The organism is Aestuariirhabdus haliotis (genome assembly GCF_023509475.1).
Lineage (GTDB): Bacteria > Pseudomonadota > Gammaproteobacteria > Pseudomonadales > Aestuariirhabdaceae > Aestuariirhabdus > Aestuariirhabdus haliotis.
Genome location: NZ_JAKSDZ010000037.1, coordinates 17270 through 32852, shown reverse-complemented (window position 1 = coordinate 32852; position 15583 = coordinate 17270). Strand labels below are relative to the sequence as shown.

The 15583-nt window shown below is 49.7% G+C and carries 17 protein-coding genes; 14 read left to right on the top strand and 3 right to left on the bottom strand.

Translation table 11 applies throughout. The features are described from left to right. Positions 1–1319 precede the first annotated feature (1319 nt). From MIB40_RS15670 to MIB40_RS15635, 8 genes are all read left to right on the top strand, one after another. Positions 1320–1625 (top strand): hypothetical protein, encoded by a 306-nt coding sequence (locus tag MIB40_RS15670; RefSeq protein WP_249696188.1) that lies wholly within the window; start codon positions 1320–1322, stop codon positions 1623–1625. 92 nt (positions 1626–1717) lie between these two features. Then, positions 1718–2110 carry a hypothetical protein gene (locus tag MIB40_RS15665; protein ID WP_249696186.1) on the top strand — a complete coding sequence of 131 codons (393 nt, stop codon included), beginning with the start codon at positions 1718–1720 and terminating at the stop codon, positions 2108–2110. Positions 2111–2219: 109 nt separating this feature from the next. Next, the gene (locus MIB40_RS15660; RefSeq protein WP_249696184.1) at positions 2220–3038 is read left to right on the top strand and encodes a hypothetical protein; all 819 of its coding nucleotides are present in this window, start codon (positions 2220–2222) and stop codon (positions 3036–3038) included. A 104-nt stretch (positions 3039–3142) separates the two neighbouring features. Then, complete coding sequence (locus MIB40_RS15655; protein ID WP_249696181.1) at positions 3143–3550, top strand: hypothetical protein; 408 nt, start codon at positions 3143–3145, stop codon at positions 3548–3550. A gap of 469 nt (positions 3551–4019) precedes the next feature. Beyond that, positions 4020–4277 (top strand): zinc ribbon domain-containing protein, encoded by a 258-nt coding sequence (locus MIB40_RS15650; protein WP_249696179.1) that lies wholly within the window; start codon positions 4020–4022, stop codon positions 4275–4277. A gap of 96 nt (positions 4278–4373) precedes the next feature. Beyond that, positions 4374–4886 (top strand): DinB family protein, encoded by a 513-nt coding sequence (locus MIB40_RS15645; protein WP_249696177.1) that lies wholly within the window; start codon positions 4374–4376, stop codon positions 4884–4886. A gap of 125 nt (positions 4887–5011) precedes the next feature. Then, positions 5012–5365 (top strand): hypothetical protein, encoded by a 354-nt coding sequence (locus MIB40_RS15640; RefSeq protein ID WP_249696175.1) that lies wholly within the window; start codon positions 5012–5014, stop codon positions 5363–5365. A gap of 188 nt (positions 5366–5553) precedes the next feature. Further along, positions 5554–6129 (top strand): YdeI/OmpD-associated family protein, encoded by a 576-nt coding sequence (locus tag MIB40_RS15635; protein WP_249696173.1) that lies wholly within the window; start codon positions 5554–5556, stop codon positions 6127–6129. Between the two features lie 172 nt (positions 6130–6301). Here the strand turns inward: MIB40_RS15635 and MIB40_RS15630 are convergent, their stop codons facing one another. Continuing rightward, complete coding sequence (locus tag MIB40_RS15630; RefSeq protein ID WP_249696171.1) at positions 6302–7189, bottom strand: LysR family transcriptional regulator; 888 nt, start codon at positions 7187–7189, stop codon at positions 6302–6304. Between the two features lie 110 nt (positions 7190–7299). Between MIB40_RS15630 and MIB40_RS15625 the strand changes: the two genes are divergently transcribed. Continuing rightward, positions 7300–8103: a class II aldolase/adducin family protein gene (locus MIB40_RS15625; protein ID WP_249696157.1), complete on the top strand. Its 804-nt coding sequence runs from the start codon at positions 7300–7302 to the stop codon at positions 8101–8103. Positions 8104–8249: 146 nt separating this feature from the next. Next, entirely contained in the window at positions 8250–9140 is an 891-nt protein-coding gene (locus tag MIB40_RS15620; RefSeq protein WP_249696155.1) for a bile acid:sodium symporter family protein, read from the top strand. Positions 9141–9416: 276 nt separating this feature from the next. On the opposite strand, the gene ahpF is transcribed toward MIB40_RS15620, so the two are convergent. Then, on the bottom strand, positions 9417–11030 hold the full coding sequence (gene ahpF, locus MIB40_RS15615; protein ID WP_249696153.1) for an alkyl hydroperoxide reductase subunit F: 1614 nt from the start codon (positions 11028–11030) through the stop codon (positions 9417–9419). Between the two features lie 101 nt (positions 11031–11131). Beyond that, positions 11132–11695, bottom strand: a complete 564-nt coding sequence (gene ahpC / locus MIB40_RS15610; protein ID WP_249696151.1) for an alkyl hydroperoxide reductase subunit C — start codon at positions 11693–11695, stop codon at positions 11132–11134. 148 nt (positions 11696–11843) lie between these two features. On the opposite strand from ahpC, the gene MIB40_RS15605 reads away from it, so the two are divergent. The 4 genes from MIB40_RS15605 (at position 11844) to MIB40_RS15590 (ending at position 15547) form a co-directional block, all read left to right on the top strand. Further along, positions 11844–12740: a hydrogen peroxide-inducible genes activator gene (locus tag MIB40_RS15605; protein ID WP_249696149.1), complete on the top strand. Its 897-nt coding sequence runs from the start codon at positions 11844–11846 to the stop codon at positions 12738–12740. A gap of 149 nt (positions 12741–12889) precedes the next feature. Further along, the gene (locus tag MIB40_RS15600) at positions 12890–13522 is read left to right on the top strand and encodes a cysteine hydrolase family protein (protein ID WP_249696147.1); all 633 of its coding nucleotides are present in this window, start codon (positions 12890–12892) and stop codon (positions 13520–13522) included. A 130-nt stretch (positions 13523–13652) separates the two neighbouring features. Then, positions 13653–14471 carry an SDR family oxidoreductase gene (locus MIB40_RS15595; protein WP_249696145.1) on the top strand — a complete coding sequence of 273 codons (819 nt, stop codon included), beginning with the start codon at positions 13653–13655 and terminating at the stop codon, positions 14469–14471. Between the two features lie 83 nt (positions 14472–14554). After that, positions 14555–15547 (top strand): glutathione S-transferase family protein, encoded by a 993-nt coding sequence (locus tag MIB40_RS15590; RefSeq protein WP_249696143.1) that lies wholly within the window; start codon positions 14555–14557, stop codon positions 15545–15547. The last annotated feature ends 36 nt before the right edge of the window (positions 15548–15583 follow it).

Below are 15583 nucleotides of genomic sequence, written 5' to 3'. Positions count from 1 at the left end.
CGGAAGCGATCCCCGGGGGAAGTAGGCAGATCGCGAGAGCCAGGGAGGGCGGAAGCGATCCCCGGGGGAAGTAGGCAGATCGCGAGAGCCAGGGAAGGCGGAAGCGATCCCCGAGGGAAGTAGGTAGATCGCGGAAGCCAGGGTTGCGATCAAGAGGTGCAATCCAGTGCCTGTTCTCCATGAAAAACGTCTTTCATTTAATCTGTAAAGACATTCGCTTGTCGGGAGGAACCCCTGACAGGTGTCTTCGTTTTTTTGTGCGCGACAAAGAAACGAAGCAAAGGTGGCTCTCGACTGTCCATGCTCTTCGCTGCATTAAAGCATTCCTGTTTGTCACCGTTACTCACGAAACCGGCCTTAGGGTTCACAAACTCTCCATCCAGAATTTGAGCCTGCCAATGGACTTCGTCCCACGGCGAATCCTGAACGATTAATTAGCTGAGGGATTGAGGGTTAAGTCTGCCTGGAAGTGAGGTTCAATAAGCCAGGCTTTGTTGGCGGATGTCCAAGCGAAAATGATCAAGAAAGCGTACGGGTCTTTCCGGTATTGAGCAGCGAGTATCATTCATGATTTTATCGTGCAGTTTTTTATACAGCGCTGTTGGAAGGTATAAATGTGTTAAATCGCCAAGATAAGAGACCCTTTCTCTTGATCAAATAAGGGTGAGTTGTAACGTGTTGATATATATAGATTACTTTCTACCGCATCAGGATATAGGAGCCAAGCCAGAAAGCAGGGATGGCACAGTATCTCGAATGACGGGTTCACGAATAATCTGATAAGGTATTAATAATTTAAACATTTCGCCGTTGATCATCATTTGGTTTCAGGTGTTGGAGAGCCAAAGTGATATAAGGTCATAGGTTTTTGATTAAGCTGTTATAACTAGAGGTGGTTCATTGCTAAAACGGCGGTGTCCTGAATGCGATAGTAAATCAATAATCGTTCCGATTATTAGCGACCGATTTATTTGTGAAGCTTGCAAGGCTGTTTTTTATGTTTCGAGAGCCTTCAAAATAAAGTTGTTGGTACTATCTATACCTGTAATTATAGGTTTGCTTTATACGTCATTTCAGTTGCTTAGAATTCCTGGAATTAATCTGATCGATTACTGGTTGATGATCTACGTAATTTTTCCTTTAGTATTTTCTGCGGCATTAAAAGCTATTAAAAATATGTATGGCACATTAGAAACAGGCCGCTTAAAGCGGTAGATTGCGTGCAAAGTCATAACAAGGTTGAGCAGTGCGCGCACTTCGTGCGCCGGACCACGCTGGCGCCTGACCGCTGTAACGGCGTTATGTTTACGGAGAGATAATTGATTCTTGCACTTGATAACTGTTCGGACGGGCTTGAGCAGAGCCTTTTCTGGATTCTTTTCGCCTTCATGCTGGTGCTATTCTTAAGTGCCTTTATGGTTTTCACCAATGAGGAAGAATCGGGCTCAAGTACCTGGCGTACTCTTCCCTATTTTTTTGTTTGGCCTATTTACCCGTTTTTTACCAGTGAGGGCCTTAATGCCAGAGGTAAGAGGTGGCGTATTCCATATGGTGTATCGCTTACAGCTGTTGTGGTGTTTGCTTTAATCATGTTCATTACAGGGTATTGCAGTGCAAAAATATAACAAGTCAAGGCAGCCTCGCCACTTCGTGGTTGGACAGCTGAAAGCGCGCTTCGCGCACGGCTGTCGCTGCTTGAAGCGTTATGAGTAATCGCATGAAGCGTAGTCTTAAATGGATTTTTACAGGGGTAATTGCTCTTTATCTTGTTTCGTGGATGATCGTTGTACCTGTAGTAAACTCAGATTTAATGCAGACACCTGAGAATTGTCTGGGTGAAGCGGATAAGATCTATACGCCTAAGCCATCCGGTCTAGAACTTCTCAAACCGGAAATTTCGTACTACAGCAAAGTGGATATGCATATATACATTAAACATCCATATCAATCAGAGCATGACCTTGAAACAAGTGTTTATCTAATAGCACCATTCTACGCCAAGTTTGAATACAATTTTTGGAGTGAGAGCTTTACATGTGGTGGTAGCGGAACTGCATATTTATGGTGGGACGGTATACGTATAGTAAGAGAGTTTGTTGGTATAACGTAAAAACTCATAACAAGGGTAGTCACGCAGACTAGTTTTAAGCTGCTTTCGCTACTCGCTCAATCAACTTAAAACTAGCTGGTGCTACAGGCGTAAATGGTCAAATGGAACTATGAATAATATTTTAGAGATTGACCTAGATCGAAAACTGGAAATTAAGATTAATAACGAAAAACCGGTAGCTCTAAAGGATCTATCGCTTTCTTTATTATCATTTAATCATCAATTCCATAAATTTATCGAATCTGAGACTGAAAGAGATTTAGACGTTGGCTCTGAGCTTCTTATAAAAGAGGTTAGAAAAGGTTCAATTATCGTCGAATTGGTATCTCAGGCAGCGCCAATAGCCCCACTTCTATGGGAAGGCGGTTCTCTAGCTCAATGGGCGTCAGTTGTAGAAGATACATGTAAATGGCTTTTAGGCAAATCAGACACTCCCCCGAAAGATTACACAAAGCAAGATCTACAAGAATGGAATAAATTTGTTGAGCCTGTTGCAAAGGACCAAGGCTCTCAAATGAATATTAATGTTTCAGATGGCGGAACTGTAATTAATAATTTCACTATTAACTCTACTGAAGCAAATGCGATTCAAAACCAAGTTGCAAAAAAGATTGAGCAGCTAGATACGCCAGAAGACCATATACACAAAATGAAAGTCATGTACTGGTATCAGGCCAAATTCGATACCGACTCAGACACTGGGAACAGAGCTATTATTGACGATATTTCCAAAAATAGTTTGAAAGTGGTGTTTGAAAATTTGGCAGTTAAAGAAGATATGTTACATCCGCCTGCCAGCTTTGATAAACCATGGCATGAGTTAGCGTATTTAGTCGACGTGGAAGTGGAGGCAGTTCGAGGAGTGCCAAAAATGTACAAAGTACTTAGGTATTACCCTGAACACACATTCAATCCTGAGGTTGAATAAACCATTAACAAAACGCTGTAGCAATACAGCCCTAAATACACCGCTTCGCGGTGGGCTGTGGACTCGCTCAAGCTCGCCGCTAAGCTCTGCGTTAGTTGCAGATCATGAATCTAGACCAGTTTAAATTGTCAGAAGATGAACGATCCTTGTTGATTGAAATGACTGACTTCGGCGTGCCACTCTACGAGGTTCTTGGTGACGTTCGTATTGCATACCCTGACAGTAGCAGCATTGACCAGTTAGAAATTGCAAAACGGTTAGTTTATTCAGTGATAGAAAAAGGCTTAGCAAGCCTCTGTAAGATTACGGTCGAAAATACACACTACAATACCTATGAAGTCAATGATTCTATGTCCATGTTCGTAGATGACATTAAAGATCTTATGTCTCAGGCCATTAACTGGGAGCAAAGCTCAGATGCTTTCGATAGCTCAATCTCATATGAATTAGCACCGACTGAGCTAGGCGAAAAGGTTTTGGATGAAATATTTAATATCAAGCACAGCAACTAACAAGCGCATGTTGACGGACTGGTGAACCTCACCCGCTTTAACGGATACCAACATCTAACTAAAGATGAGGTATCCAATGCCACGCTACAACAATCCAAGCACATCCAAGGGGTCAGGTCCGACATTTGACAGCTATCAGGCGAATAAAGAAATGAAGTCGTCTTCGGGGCGAAACCCGCGGAGCTTCATCACGGAATACTGGGCCAAAAACTTACTTTATAAAAGCATAAGGGCTCAGAACCCTTAACCAGTTCTCTCTGATCCATTACATCGAAAAACTAATGAATTACGGAACAATCGTTTAGTCACAGAGCTATCAACAGAAATACCACGATCTCCTCGCATAAGAGGTGATTATGCTGAATGGATTTGGTTAAATAACTGGCATCGAAAACAAAGGAATGCAGGTTGTGGATAACGATTTAGCGGTTATCGTTTTTCTACAGCTTCGTTATGCACAAGGAGTGGAATGAATAATTTAGGAGCTTTAGCAGGCCAAGTAGCCATTAAGCGAAAACCAAAAGGGCCATGCCCAAGCTGCGGATTAAAAGTTGATGACGAGGCTGATAATTGCCCTCACTGTGGATATAAGCTTTCCGCTAAAGATAGAGCCCGTCTCAGAGAGCACCTAAAAAAACAATATGAAAAAGGTGTAAAGCTAGCTCTAATAGTGTTTCCAGTATTTATAGGATTAATTGTCTTAATATATGAACTAAAAAATGCATAACAAAACAAGGCAACACTGCCCACTGCGTGGGCTGGACCTACATTCCAGGCCTTCGGCCTTCCCTTGCGGCGTTAAATTACACAAAAGGCTCCGAGCATGACCCCCGAACTCGCCCAAGATATGGCCTCCTACAATTCCTGGATGAATAAGCGCATTTATGCCTGTGCTAAGGAGATGAGCGATGCGGAGAGAAAGCTAGACCGTGGTGCGTTCTTTAAGTCTATTCACGGTACGTTGAATCACATTCTTGTCGGGGACAAAATCTGGATGGGGAGATTTACTGGGGCCCCGTTCTCCGTTCGAAGTTTAGACCAAGAGCTTCACAGTGAATTCGCGGCTCTACGGCAAGATCGTAACGATACAGATGAGTCGATAATGTCATTTGTCAAAAAACTGTCGGAAGAAGAATTGGGGGGTAATCTTCGGTATACAAGTATCGTGAGTCCACAGCCGCTCCAATATGAGCTTTGGTTGGCGCTGGCTCACTTCTTTAATCATCAGGCGCATCACCGAGGCCAAGTTACGACATTATTTTCTCAGTCCGGTATTGACGTTGGTCTGACAGACTTGATCTGGCTCCCCGAAGTGGTTCAGCGCAATGCAACTTAACAAGACTAAGCAAACCGACAGTTTTTTCGTTCCGCCTACGGCTCAACTATAAATCCGATGCTGTTACCGGCGTAAAATAAACATTGATAAAAATAAATTGACCCATCTAATCTAAGGATTAAAAAATGAAGAAATTGCTTTTTTCTGTGCTGTGGTCTGTCACCTGCCTATCAACACCGGCCATTGCACGAAGCGATATGGACGATCAGCAGCTGTCAAAATATCTGGGTGTTATAAAGTGTATTGATCGATCTTTCTTTGGTGGCGGCTATTCCCCCGGTGAGCCCGGTAGAGAAACGTTGATGAATGCTTTGTTAAGTAAAGAGGGTTTGCCGGCGTTTAATGAATCAATGGTGGGTTTAAAACCCAAGGATATGGATAGCTATATGGAAGGTTATTCCGCTTGCGATAACAATTGGCCATATATTTCTGCAGAAGCCGAAAAGATAGGCATGAATCCAGAAGCTGGGTACGACTGAGTCTTTATATAGAGATCCCAAAGCTGCTTCGCCCCTGTTGCTTGTGTGGTCCGATAAGCTCTTCAGTGCATCGGGTTAAGCATCAGGGTCGGATTCCTTAAACTAGATCCCTTAAACTTCAAAAAGATCAGACTTATTGAGCCTGATCTTTTTGAAAAGCAATTGTTTAAACCCAAACAACCATCCCTATGACTGAACCCGATCCAGAGAAAATACTATCCTTTGCTACGCCAGCAGAACTTGGCCAGTGGCTTGAGCAATATCACGCGATTGAAAGCGAACTTTGGCTGATGCTGTTTAAGAAAGGCACAGGAATTCCAAGCGTAACCTGGGACGATGTGGTGGTTGAGGCCTTGTGTTGGGGGTGGATCGACGGAATCAAGAAATCAATCGATGAGCAAGCTTACTTGCAGCGCATTACGCCCAGAAAGGCACGCAGTAACTGGTCAAAAAGAAATCGCGAGCATGCGGAGCGCTTGATCGCTGAAGGACGGATGGAAGAATCAGGGCTCGTGCATGTCCGTGCGGCCAAAGCGGACGGTCGGTGGGAACGGGCCTATTCGGCCAGCGAAATGACAGTCCCCGAGGATTTCCTTGCAGCACTGGACAGCCAGCCGCAAGCGAAGCAATACTTTGAAACGCTCAATAAGTCGGGTCGCTATGTGATTGCTTATGGGTTGGGTAGCGCAAAAAAGCTGGAAACCCGGCGGAAACGTTTTGAGCGTTTTATGGCTATGCTCGCCCGGGGAGAGAAACCGTCCTAGTCCCAAGGTTACCCGGAATATTCAGTAATGATCCTGAAAAGGCGAATTGAAGCTAAGCCGCTATTTAGTCTGGCAAGAGATATTGTGCCAAGGGGGTTTGCTTGGCGGGAAGTTGGGCGCCTCCTTTGTGTTGCTGCCAGTAAGGTGGCGACCGCCCTCTAAGAGAGATGCCTTAGCGAAAATGCGCGATAATCTGATCGTTCAGTAATTGCCGAAACCAGATAAATACCGGGTCGCCATGGCTGCGTTCATGCCAATACATACAAACGGGTATGGCGGGCAGTTCGATAGGCGCTTCGAGCACTTCGATTGGGTACTGCTCTTTCAGGTCATGGGCAAAGCTTTTCGGCATGGTCATTATCAGGTCGGTCGCGAGTACGGTTTGAATGCCGGCGATGTAGTGCTCGCAATTGACGACGATTTTCCGGCGGGCCTGATGTCGGGCCAGGGCCATGTCGACCAGATTCAAATCCGATTTTTTTAACGACACCCTAAGATGCGGGTAGCGCAGGTAGTGTTCCAGATTCGGTTGCTCGATGTAGGGGTGGGCGTTTCGCACCACTACCACAAAGGGCTCGTCAAAAAGCGGCTGGCAGTGAATTTTTTCCTGAGTCGGGGTTATGGCATCAACCAGAATATCCACCTCGTTGGCGGCGAAATGTTGCTCAAGGTGATCCAGCCGGTACTGCTCGGTATGCAGCGTCAGGTGGGAACCGTTGGTTAACAGTTCGGCGCTCAGCCTTGGCAACAAGGGGATCTCCAGTATGTCTCTTAATCCCAGGCGAATATGGCGATGATGGTCCTGCAGGGAGAACTCGGTAGGCTGTTGCCGCAGGGCGTTCAATGACTGTACCGCACTTAGCACCTTGGGGTAGATGGTGACCATGGTGGGGGTCGGTCTCATTTGGCGCCCGTCGCGTTCAAACAGGGGATCGTTAAACAGAACGCGCAGCCGTTTGAGCGAGTGGCTGACGGCGGATTGGGTCAGATAAAGCTGTTCTGCCGCCTGTGAGATAGAGCGACAGTCGTAAATGGCCAGCAATAATGGATAGAGGTTCATATCCATCTTTGAATGAATGTTATTCATGAATCTGTATTATTTATTATCATTTGAATTCATGGCATTTAATCAGAAAGATAGACGCTCTACCAACAATAAGAGTAAGAGCGATGACCAAACAAGCGGTAACCGTGGCAGATCTCACGGTCGGTTCCCGGCAATTTTCAGTCCCAATGCCCCCGGTATTCGAGAGCAAAGAAGCGGAGCAGCTGCACGTCAAGCAACGCCTGGCCGCGGCGTTTCGAATTTTTGCCCAGCAAGGGTTTGATGAAGGGCTGGCGGGGCATATAACGGTGCGGGATCCGATCGACCCCCATACCTTTTGGGTCAACCCCATCGCCCGGCACTTCTCTTTAATGTGTGTGAGTGATCTGGTGCGGGTGGATCATCAGGGCAATATTGTTGAAGGGCATTCGGCAATCAATAACGCGGCCTTTGCTATTCATTCCCGCATTCACCACCATCGACCGGATGTGAACGCCGTGGCCCACGCCCATACGGTGTACGGACGAGCCTTCGCAGCGCTAAACCAGCCGCTCAAGGCTATCTCTCAGGATGCCTGTCTGTTTTACAATAACCATGGCGTTTTCTCAGAGTTTACCGGGGTGGTTTCCAGCCAATCCGAAGGGGATTTGATCGCCGAATCATTGGCCGAGGGTGTGGGCACCATTCTGGTGAATCATGGCCTGTTGACGGTGGGCAAAAGCGTTGATGCCTGCTGCGCCAATTTTGTCTTGATGGACAGTTGCTGCCACAGCCAGTTGCTGGCCCAGGCCGCCGGTGAGCTACAGCAAATTCCCCACGAGATCGCCGAAAAGACCCGCACCGTTGCGGCGTCTGATATCGTCACCTGGGGTAATTTTCAGCCGCTGTATGAAAAACTGCTGGCCCGCGACGACAGTTTTTTACAGTAACGATGAGATCACAAAAGAATCGTTACTGAAGAGCCTGGCGGAGCGGTCAGTACCGCCAGGCCTGAGCCTATGATCAGGACTGAATGTTTGCCCAGGCATGGGTAACAACCTGAAGTACCACAACAATAAAAAAAGAGTGAGAAACCATGCAAGCAACCTTGTTGACGGAGATACTGTTGCCCCTGGCGCTGGCCATCATTATGTTTGGTATGGGGTTGACTCTGACCCTCAGCGACTTCACCCAGTTATGGCGCAAGCCGAAAGTGATTATCATCGGATTGATTGGTCAGATCCTGTTGCTGCCCTGCCTGGTACTGCTGTTACTGAGCCTGTTTCAGTTGCCGCCAGCAATGGCCATTGGGTTGGTAATCGTAGCCGCCTGTCCCGGTGGCACGACTTCAAATATTATCAGTCATATCGCCAAGGCTAACCTGGCGCTGTCGGTGTCTCTGACGGCGCTATCAACATTGATCTGCATCGTCACCACACCACTGCTGATCGGTTTTGCCATGCAGTGGTTTGATCCTACGCTCGGAACAGATTTCTCCGTGCTGGAAACCACCCTGGGCCTATTGCTGATCACCTTGTTACCGGTGGGTGCCGGTATGGCCGTGCGTCACCGGTCGGTTCATTTTGCGCTGAAAAGTGAGGCGTTTTTTAGTCGTTTCTCTTCGTTGTTTTTGTTGCTGATGATTGTGCTGATCATTATTCAGGAGTGGGACAGTTTGTTGCAGTCCTTAGCGACCCTATTACCCGTAACGGTATTGCTGACACTGGCTGCCTCATTTATGGGGTATGGGCTAGGCTGGCTGTTCAATGAGAATCGCACCAACGCATTAACCCTGGGCATCGAGGTGGGTATTCAAAATGCGACGCTGGCGATTCTGATAGCGCTGACCTTTCTGGAAAAAACCGAACTGGCGACGGCGGCCGGTGTTTATGGTCTGGTGATGTACCTCGGGGCTTTTGCTCTGGTGCTGTTTACGCGGCTGACCCAGTCGTCGACGAGGGCTCAGTTGGCGGCCAAGTCGGCCTAACCGTTTAAGGCAACCAGGAGCGATACCCAAAGTAAAAAGAGAGCAGAGCGTAAAGAGGTGTGAAGGCAATTGCAGGAAAGGGTTGTTAACCGTCGTGGTAGGCAATAATCGTTGCAGTACATTTCGCGCAGCAAGAAAAAAGAGGGAGGAGAAGGGGTGACTCCATCCCTCAAGGGTGTTGCTTGAACGCTTTCCTATATTGTCGAGAGGAATATGGCTAAGGGCCGTTGTATGGCGTTCGGCCCCTGCCAGATTATTCAACGATAATGCTCGGTCTTATGAAGCCAAGGCCATGTTGTCGGTCTGTTCGTGATCGTACAGGGCTTGCAACCGATCGCCTTCGCTTAGCAGGTATTCGAACGAAGACAATGAGGCCTTGGCCCCTTCGCCCATAGCGACCACGATCTGTTTGTAAGGCACCGTGGTGACATCGCCGCAGGCGTAGATGCCGCTTTCCGAGGTCTGGCACTTTTCATTGATCACAATCTCGCCGAACCGGCTCTGCTCGACCAGGTTACCCAGGAATCCGCTGTTGGGCACCAAACCGATCTGCACAAAGACGCCGTCGAGGGCAAGTTCATGCCGGGTTTCGGTGGCGCGGTCCTGATACTGAATCGAACTCACTTTACCCTGGCTGGCTTTGATCTCCTGGGTCGCCACATTTTTCAGAATATTGATGTTGGCTTTTTCAATGGCCTTGTTGAGTAACACCTGATCGGCTTTCAGTTCCGGCATAAACTCGAACACCGTGACCGATTTAACAATGCCGGCCAGATCCAGCGCGGCTTCGATGCCGGAGTTGCCGCCACCGATCACAGCAACATCCTTGCCTTTGAAGAAAGGACCGTCGCAATGGGGGCAGTAAGCGACACCGTTGCCGATGTTTTCTTTCTCGCCGGGAACGCCCAGTTCTCTCCACTTGGCCCCGGTGGCAATAATCAGGGTTTTGCTGTGAATGGTTTCACCGGAACTTAAGGTGATGGTTTTAATATCGCCCTGTTGAACATCGGTCACCTTGAGAAACTCTTTCAATGTAATGTCGTATTCGTTCAGGTGCGACTGCAAGGCGCCGGTCAGTTGCGGGCCGGTGGTCTTGGGTACCGATATCAGGTTTTCGATATCCATGGTGTCCTTGACCTGACCGCCAATGCGGTCGGCGATCAGGGTCACCTTGAGGCCTTTACGGGCGCTGTAGATCGCGGCGCTGACACCGGCGGGGCCGCCGCCAATGACAGTCACGTCTTGCAGTGGCAGGGCTTTGGTTTCTTGTGTGTTGGCCGGAGCGGGCGAGCGTTGCATCAATTTCTCGATCAGTTCCGCGGCATCAACCTTACCGTTAGCGAACAGCTCGCCGTTCAGGTAAACGCTGGGTACACCCTGAATGTCCCGAGCTTTAATTTCGTCCTGATAGAGGCCGCCGTCGATCATCTCGCTGCTGATGTTGGGGTTCAGAAGGGCAAATTGGTTCAGGGCCTGCACCACGTCCGGGCAGTTGTGGCAGCTCAGGCTGATAAATACTTCGAACTTCAACTCATCCTGAAGACCCGCGATCAACGTTGTTACGCTGTCATCCAGTTTCAGTGGCGTGCCCGAGGCTTGCAGGATGGCCAGGATCAAAGAGTTAAACTCGTGGCCGCTGGGAATGCCGGAAAAACGAATGCCGGTATCAACACCCTCGACCTCGATCAAAAAGCTGATGGGACTGCGCAGTGCGTTCGGCAGGTCTCGCTCTTCCAGCTTGAGGTTGTCACTGACGCTGACAATCGCCGACAAAAAATCTTTCAGTTCGTTGCGTTTGCTATGTTCCCCGGTTTGAAGAACAAAAGTGACGGGCTTTTGCATCGACTGGGTGTAGCCTTTTACCGCTGTGAGAATTTCCTGGGTTAACATGTCTATGCTCCATTGTTCATCGATTTGGGGAAATGCAGGCCCCAATATGGGCTGAGGCCTGCATGGGCCGCTTTTCAGGGCGGCGTCAGATATGGTTCAGGTTAGATTTTGCCAACCAGATCCAGTGAGGGCGCGAGAGTTTCCTCGCCTTCTTTCCAGGCTGCCGGGCAGACTTCGCCAGGATGAGCCGCAACGTATTGAGCCGCCTTGATCTTGCGCAGCAGGTCTTCGGCGTCACGACCGATGCCTTCAGCAGTGATCTCCATCGCCTGAATAATGCCCTCGGGGTCGACGATAAAGGTGCCGCGGTCGGCCAGGCCCTGACCTTCGCGCATCACTTCAAAGTTACGGGTGATGTCACCGGTCGGGTCGCCAATCATGGTGTACTGGATCTTGCCGATGGTGTCGGAAGAGTCGTGCCATGCCTTGTGGGTGAAGTGGGTATCGGTAGAAACCGAGTAGATCTCGACGCCACGCTTCTGGAACTCTTCGTAATGATCGGCGATATCACCTAATTCGGTCGGGCAGACGAAGGTGAAGTCGGCGGGGTAGAAGAAGAATACGGACCACTTGCCCTTCAGGTCCTGGTCGGATACTTCGATGAAATCGCCGTTTTTGAAAGCGGTGGCGGTGAAAGATTTGATCGGGGTATTGATAAGTGCCATGTCGGCCTCCTTGGTGATGAATCGTGCGTTTGAATCGCTGTTTCGGGAGTAACTATAAAAACTCGCCGGTGTTCGGTAAATTTGAGTTTTTTGATATTTATCTTCTATAATTTCGAACGCTAATCGAGCTCAGTGTTTTTCGGGAGAGATGATGATTTCGCTGAAACAGCTTTCTTATGCCGTGGCGGCCGGGGAGACCCTGCACTTCAAGCAGGCGGCAGAACAGTGCAATGTCAGTCAGTCGACCTTCAGTACCGGGCTGGCGGAACTGGAAAAGCAATTGGGCGTGCAGATCTTTGAACGGGATAACAAGAAAGTCCTGGTGACTCCGCTGGGGGCCGAGGTACTCGAACGGGCCCGCACTATTCTGTTGCAGGCGACCGATCTGCAACAGCTGGCCGACAGTCGGAAAGCCCCGCTGAATTACCCGTTATCGGTGGGAGTGATTCCCACCATTGCGCCCTATTTGTTGCCGAAGATGCTGCCGCATCTGCAACAAACTTACCCGCAAGCGCAACTCAACATTGTTGAGGAGCAGTCCCACGAGCTGGTGCATCGAGTGCGTACCGGGAGTATAGATACAGCCATTTTGGCGCTGCCTTATCCCCATGAAGGCTTACTGAACCTGGAGTTCTGGCAGGAGGATTTTTACTGGGTAGCCCTGAAAGGGGCCCGTCATACCGAGCAAACCAGCATTACCAGTAATGAGCTGGATCCCAGCGATCTGTTACTGCTCCAGGAAGGGCACTGCCTGAAAGACCATATTCTGGACGCCTGCAAACTGCCCCAGCCACCGTCGAATCATGGCTTTGGGGCCAGTAGCCTGAATACCATTATCCAGATGGTGCTGGGCAAGATGGGCACCACCTTGATCCCTGCCATGGCGCTCGACCAGCTGAGCGCACAGAACGAATCACTATCAGCGGTGCACCTGAAAGAATCCAGTCCTCACCGGCGTATCGCCTTTATTTTCCGCCCGAACTATACCCGCCTCTCCAGCATCGAAGCGTTGGCCGAGGTGTGCCGGTATGGGCTTGAGCATTGATAGTCTCGCTGTTTATTCGGCCTGACTGTGTCCTCAGCAATAGGGGCGGTGCATCAATATTTGCCTGACCGGGGAAAACTGAGCTAGTTTGTGGGAGTGTTCGAACGTCGATGTCGGGCACGCTCTCGCCACGCTCACAGGGTGTTTTTATGAGTCATTATACCGCTCCCGAACTCTCGTCTTCCGCACTGATCACCATTGATACGCAGAACGATTTCACCTTGCCAGGCGCGCCTGCGTTGATCGAGGGTACGGCGCAGGTTGTGCCTAATATGCAACGCTTGCTCGAGTTTTACCGGCACAAGGCGCTGCCGATTATTCACGTTGTGAGGATCTATCGCAAAGACGGCAGTAATGTGGACCTGTGCCGAAAAGAGTCTGTAGAGCAGGGGCTGAAACTGTTGTTGCCTGGCTCCCATGGGGTTGAGCTGGTGGATGAAATAAAGCCCGATGGATCCCCTGCGCTGGACGCCGAGCTGTTATTGTCCGGTGCCTTTCAGTCTCTGGGTAATGATGAGTTTGCGATGTACAAGCCCCGTTGGGGCGCATTTTTTGAAACCGACCTCGACGCCTTTTTGAAACAACGGGGAGTGAATACCCTGGTCTTCTGTGGCTGCAACTTCCCTAACTGTCCCCGCACCAGTTTGTATCAGGCCAGCGAACGGGATTTTCGTTTGCTGCTCATTCAGGATGCGATCTCGCAGCTGTACCCCCGGGGCGAACAGGAGCTGGCGAACATTGCCGTAAGGCTTCAGACCACCGATCAATTCCTGCAAGTCTGATTTCAGAAGAGCGCTTTGATGAATCGGGTTCAGCGACGGGTTTCTGGTGCAGGCAAGCGACTGGCCTTTGGTGCTGGAAAGCCACTGGCCACTGAGTAATACTAGAACCAAGGTAACCGATGGGGCAGCAATGAAAACTCGCTTCAGAAACAGGGTAGTGGTGGTGACTGGTGCAGCGGCAGGAATTGGCCGCCAACTGTGCCTGAAATTTGCCCAGGCCGGGGCCTGGATCGCCATGCTGGATCTGCACCAGGAACCCCTGGATGCCCTCGGTAGCCAGCTGGTGATCAAGCACAACACCAAGGCCCTGGGGTTGGTCTGCGATGTCAGCGACCCCGAGGCCGTGAGCCAGGCCTTTGACCGTATTCTGGATCAGTTTGGTGGTATTGACCTGCTGATCAATAACGCCGGTATTGCCCACCGGAGCCCCTTTGTTGATACCGAGCTTGAGGTGTTTCGGCGGGTTATGGAAACCAACTATTTTGGTTCGCTTTATTGCACCAAGGCCTGTCTGCCGTCGCTGATCGAGCGCAAGGGTATGATCATCGCCATGAGCAGTATGTCGGGTTTTGCGCCGCTCTGGCATCGCAGTGGTTACAGTGCCAGCAAGCATGCCATGCATGGTTTGTTTGAATGCTTGCGCGTGGAGCTGGCCGAGTCGGATGTGCAGGTGATGATGGTCTGTCCCGGATTTACCGCCACCGATATTCGCAAGAATGCCTTGCGCGCCGATGGTTCGATTCGTGGCGAGCCTTTCCCCTGGCTGGGGGAGGTCGCATCGGCGATGGATGTGGCTGAAGATATCTACCAGGGCGCCCTGAAGGGTAAACGCTTGCTGGTGCTGTCGAATGTCGGGCGAGGTACCCGTTTGTTGTATCGTTTCTTTCCCCAGCTGTTTGAGCGTTTGGTCTCAGCGCGCCTGAGCGGTGTGGGCGATCAAAAATCCTGAAGGGATTGCTCAAAAGCTTTTGCTAACAATTGGCTCCGGGGTCTTCCATAGTAGTGCTCCAACCCAATCTGGAGGCCTGAGCAATGGGGTTATTAATCAAGGGCGAGTGGCACGATCAATGGTATGCCACGGATGAGCACGACGGTGAGTTTGTTCGTGAAGACGCCCAGTTTCGCAACTGGATCACCACCGACGGCCAACCCGGCCCTTCAGGCGAAGGTGGCTTTGCCGCAGAAGCGGGACGTTATCACCTTTATGTTTCCCTGGCTTGCCCCTGGGCCCATCGTGCATTGATCTTTCGCCAGCTAAAGGGGCTGCAATCCCTGATCGGCGTTAGCGTTGTGCACCCGGATATGCTCGACAAGGGCTGGGCATTTAGCGGTGAGCTGGAGGTGGACTGCGGTGATGACCTTTATGGTTATGACTATATGCACCAACTCTATACCCATGACACTCCGGATTATTCGGGGCGGGTAACGGTGCCGGTACTCTGGGATAAACAACAGCAACGCATTGTTAATAACGAGTCGTCAGAAATTATTCGTATGTTCAACGATGCCTTTAGTTCTATCACGGGTAACCAGAGCGATTTCTATCCGGAGGCGCTGAGACCTGAAATCGATCGCCTCAATCAGACAATATATGGCGCGATCAACAACGGCGTATACCGCGCCGGTTTCGCAACCACTCAGGCAGCCTACGAAGATGCGGTGACGAAGCTGTTCGAGACTCTGGACTGGCTCGATCAATTGCTGAGTGAACGTCGATACCTGGCTGGCGATCAGATCACCGAAGCAGATTGGCGATTGTTTACCACCCTTGTGCGTTTCGATGCGGTCTATGTCGGGCATTTTAAGTGTAACTTGCGGCGCATTTTTGACTATCCTCAATTAAGTAACTACCTGCGAGAGCTCTACCAGTGGTCCGGAATCGCCGATACGGTGAGTCTGCTTCATATAAAGCGGCATTATTTTTTCAGTCATCAGCAGATCAATCCAACCCGAATTGTTCCTGTGGGGCCGCTGCTCAATCTGGATGCTTGGCATGACCGTGAACGATTATCAGTTTTAACCTAAAGAAAGTATTTTTTAGGCCGATCTTTTATATCTAGT

Coding starts and splice junctions, on each gene's coding strand:
- MIB40_RS15665 (WP_249696186.1), top strand. CDS start 1,718: ATGAAGCGTAGTCTTAAATGGATTTTTACAGGGGTAATTGCTCTTTAT.
- MIB40_RS15660 (WP_249696184.1), top strand. CDS start 2,220: ATGAATAATATTTTAGAGATTGACCTAGATCGAAAACTGGAAATTAAG.
- MIB40_RS15655 (WP_249696181.1), top strand. CDS start 3,143: ATGAATCTAGACCAGTTTAAATTGTCAGAAGATGAACGATCCTTGTTG.
- MIB40_RS15650 (WP_249696179.1), top strand. CDS start 4,020: ATGAATAATTTAGGAGCTTTAGCAGGCCAAGTAGCCATTAAGCGAAAA.
- MIB40_RS15645 (WP_249696177.1), top strand. CDS start 4,374: ATGACCCCCGAACTCGCCCAAGATATGGCCTCCTACAATTCCTGGATG.
- MIB40_RS15640 (WP_249696175.1), top strand. CDS start 5,012: ATGAAGAAATTGCTTTTTTCTGTGCTGTGGTCTGTCACCTGCCTATCA.
- MIB40_RS15635 (WP_249696173.1), top strand. CDS start 5,554: ATGACTGAACCCGATCCAGAGAAAATACTATCCTTTGCTACGCCAGCA.
- MIB40_RS15630 (WP_249696171.1), bottom strand. CDS start 7,189: ATGAACCTCTATCCATTATTGCTGGCCATTTACGACTGTCGCTCTATC.
- MIB40_RS15625 (WP_249696157.1), top strand. CDS start 7,300: ATGACCAAACAAGCGGTAACCGTGGCAGATCTCACGGTCGGTTCCCGG.
- MIB40_RS15620 (WP_249696155.1), top strand. CDS start 8,250: ATGCAAGCAACCTTGTTGACGGAGATACTGTTGCCCCTGGCGCTGGCC.
- ahpF (WP_249696153.1), bottom strand. CDS start 11,030: ATGTTAACCCAGGAAATTCTCACAGCGGTAAAAGGCTACACCCAGTCG.
- ahpC (WP_249696151.1), bottom strand. CDS start 11,695: ATGGCACTTATCAATACCCCGATCAAATCTTTCACCGCCACCGCTTTC.
- MIB40_RS15605 (WP_249696149.1), top strand. CDS start 11,844: ATGATGATTTCGCTGAAACAGCTTTCTTATGCCGTGGCGGCCGGGGAG.
- MIB40_RS15600 (WP_249696147.1), top strand. CDS start 12,890: ATGAGTCATTATACCGCTCCCGAACTCTCGTCTTCCGCACTGATCACC.
- MIB40_RS15595 (WP_249696145.1), top strand. CDS start 13,653: ATGAAAACTCGCTTCAGAAACAGGGTAGTGGTGGTGACTGGTGCAGCG.
- MIB40_RS15590 (WP_249696143.1), top strand. CDS start 14,555: ATGGGGTTATTAATCAAGGGCGAGTGGCACGATCAATGGTATGCCACG.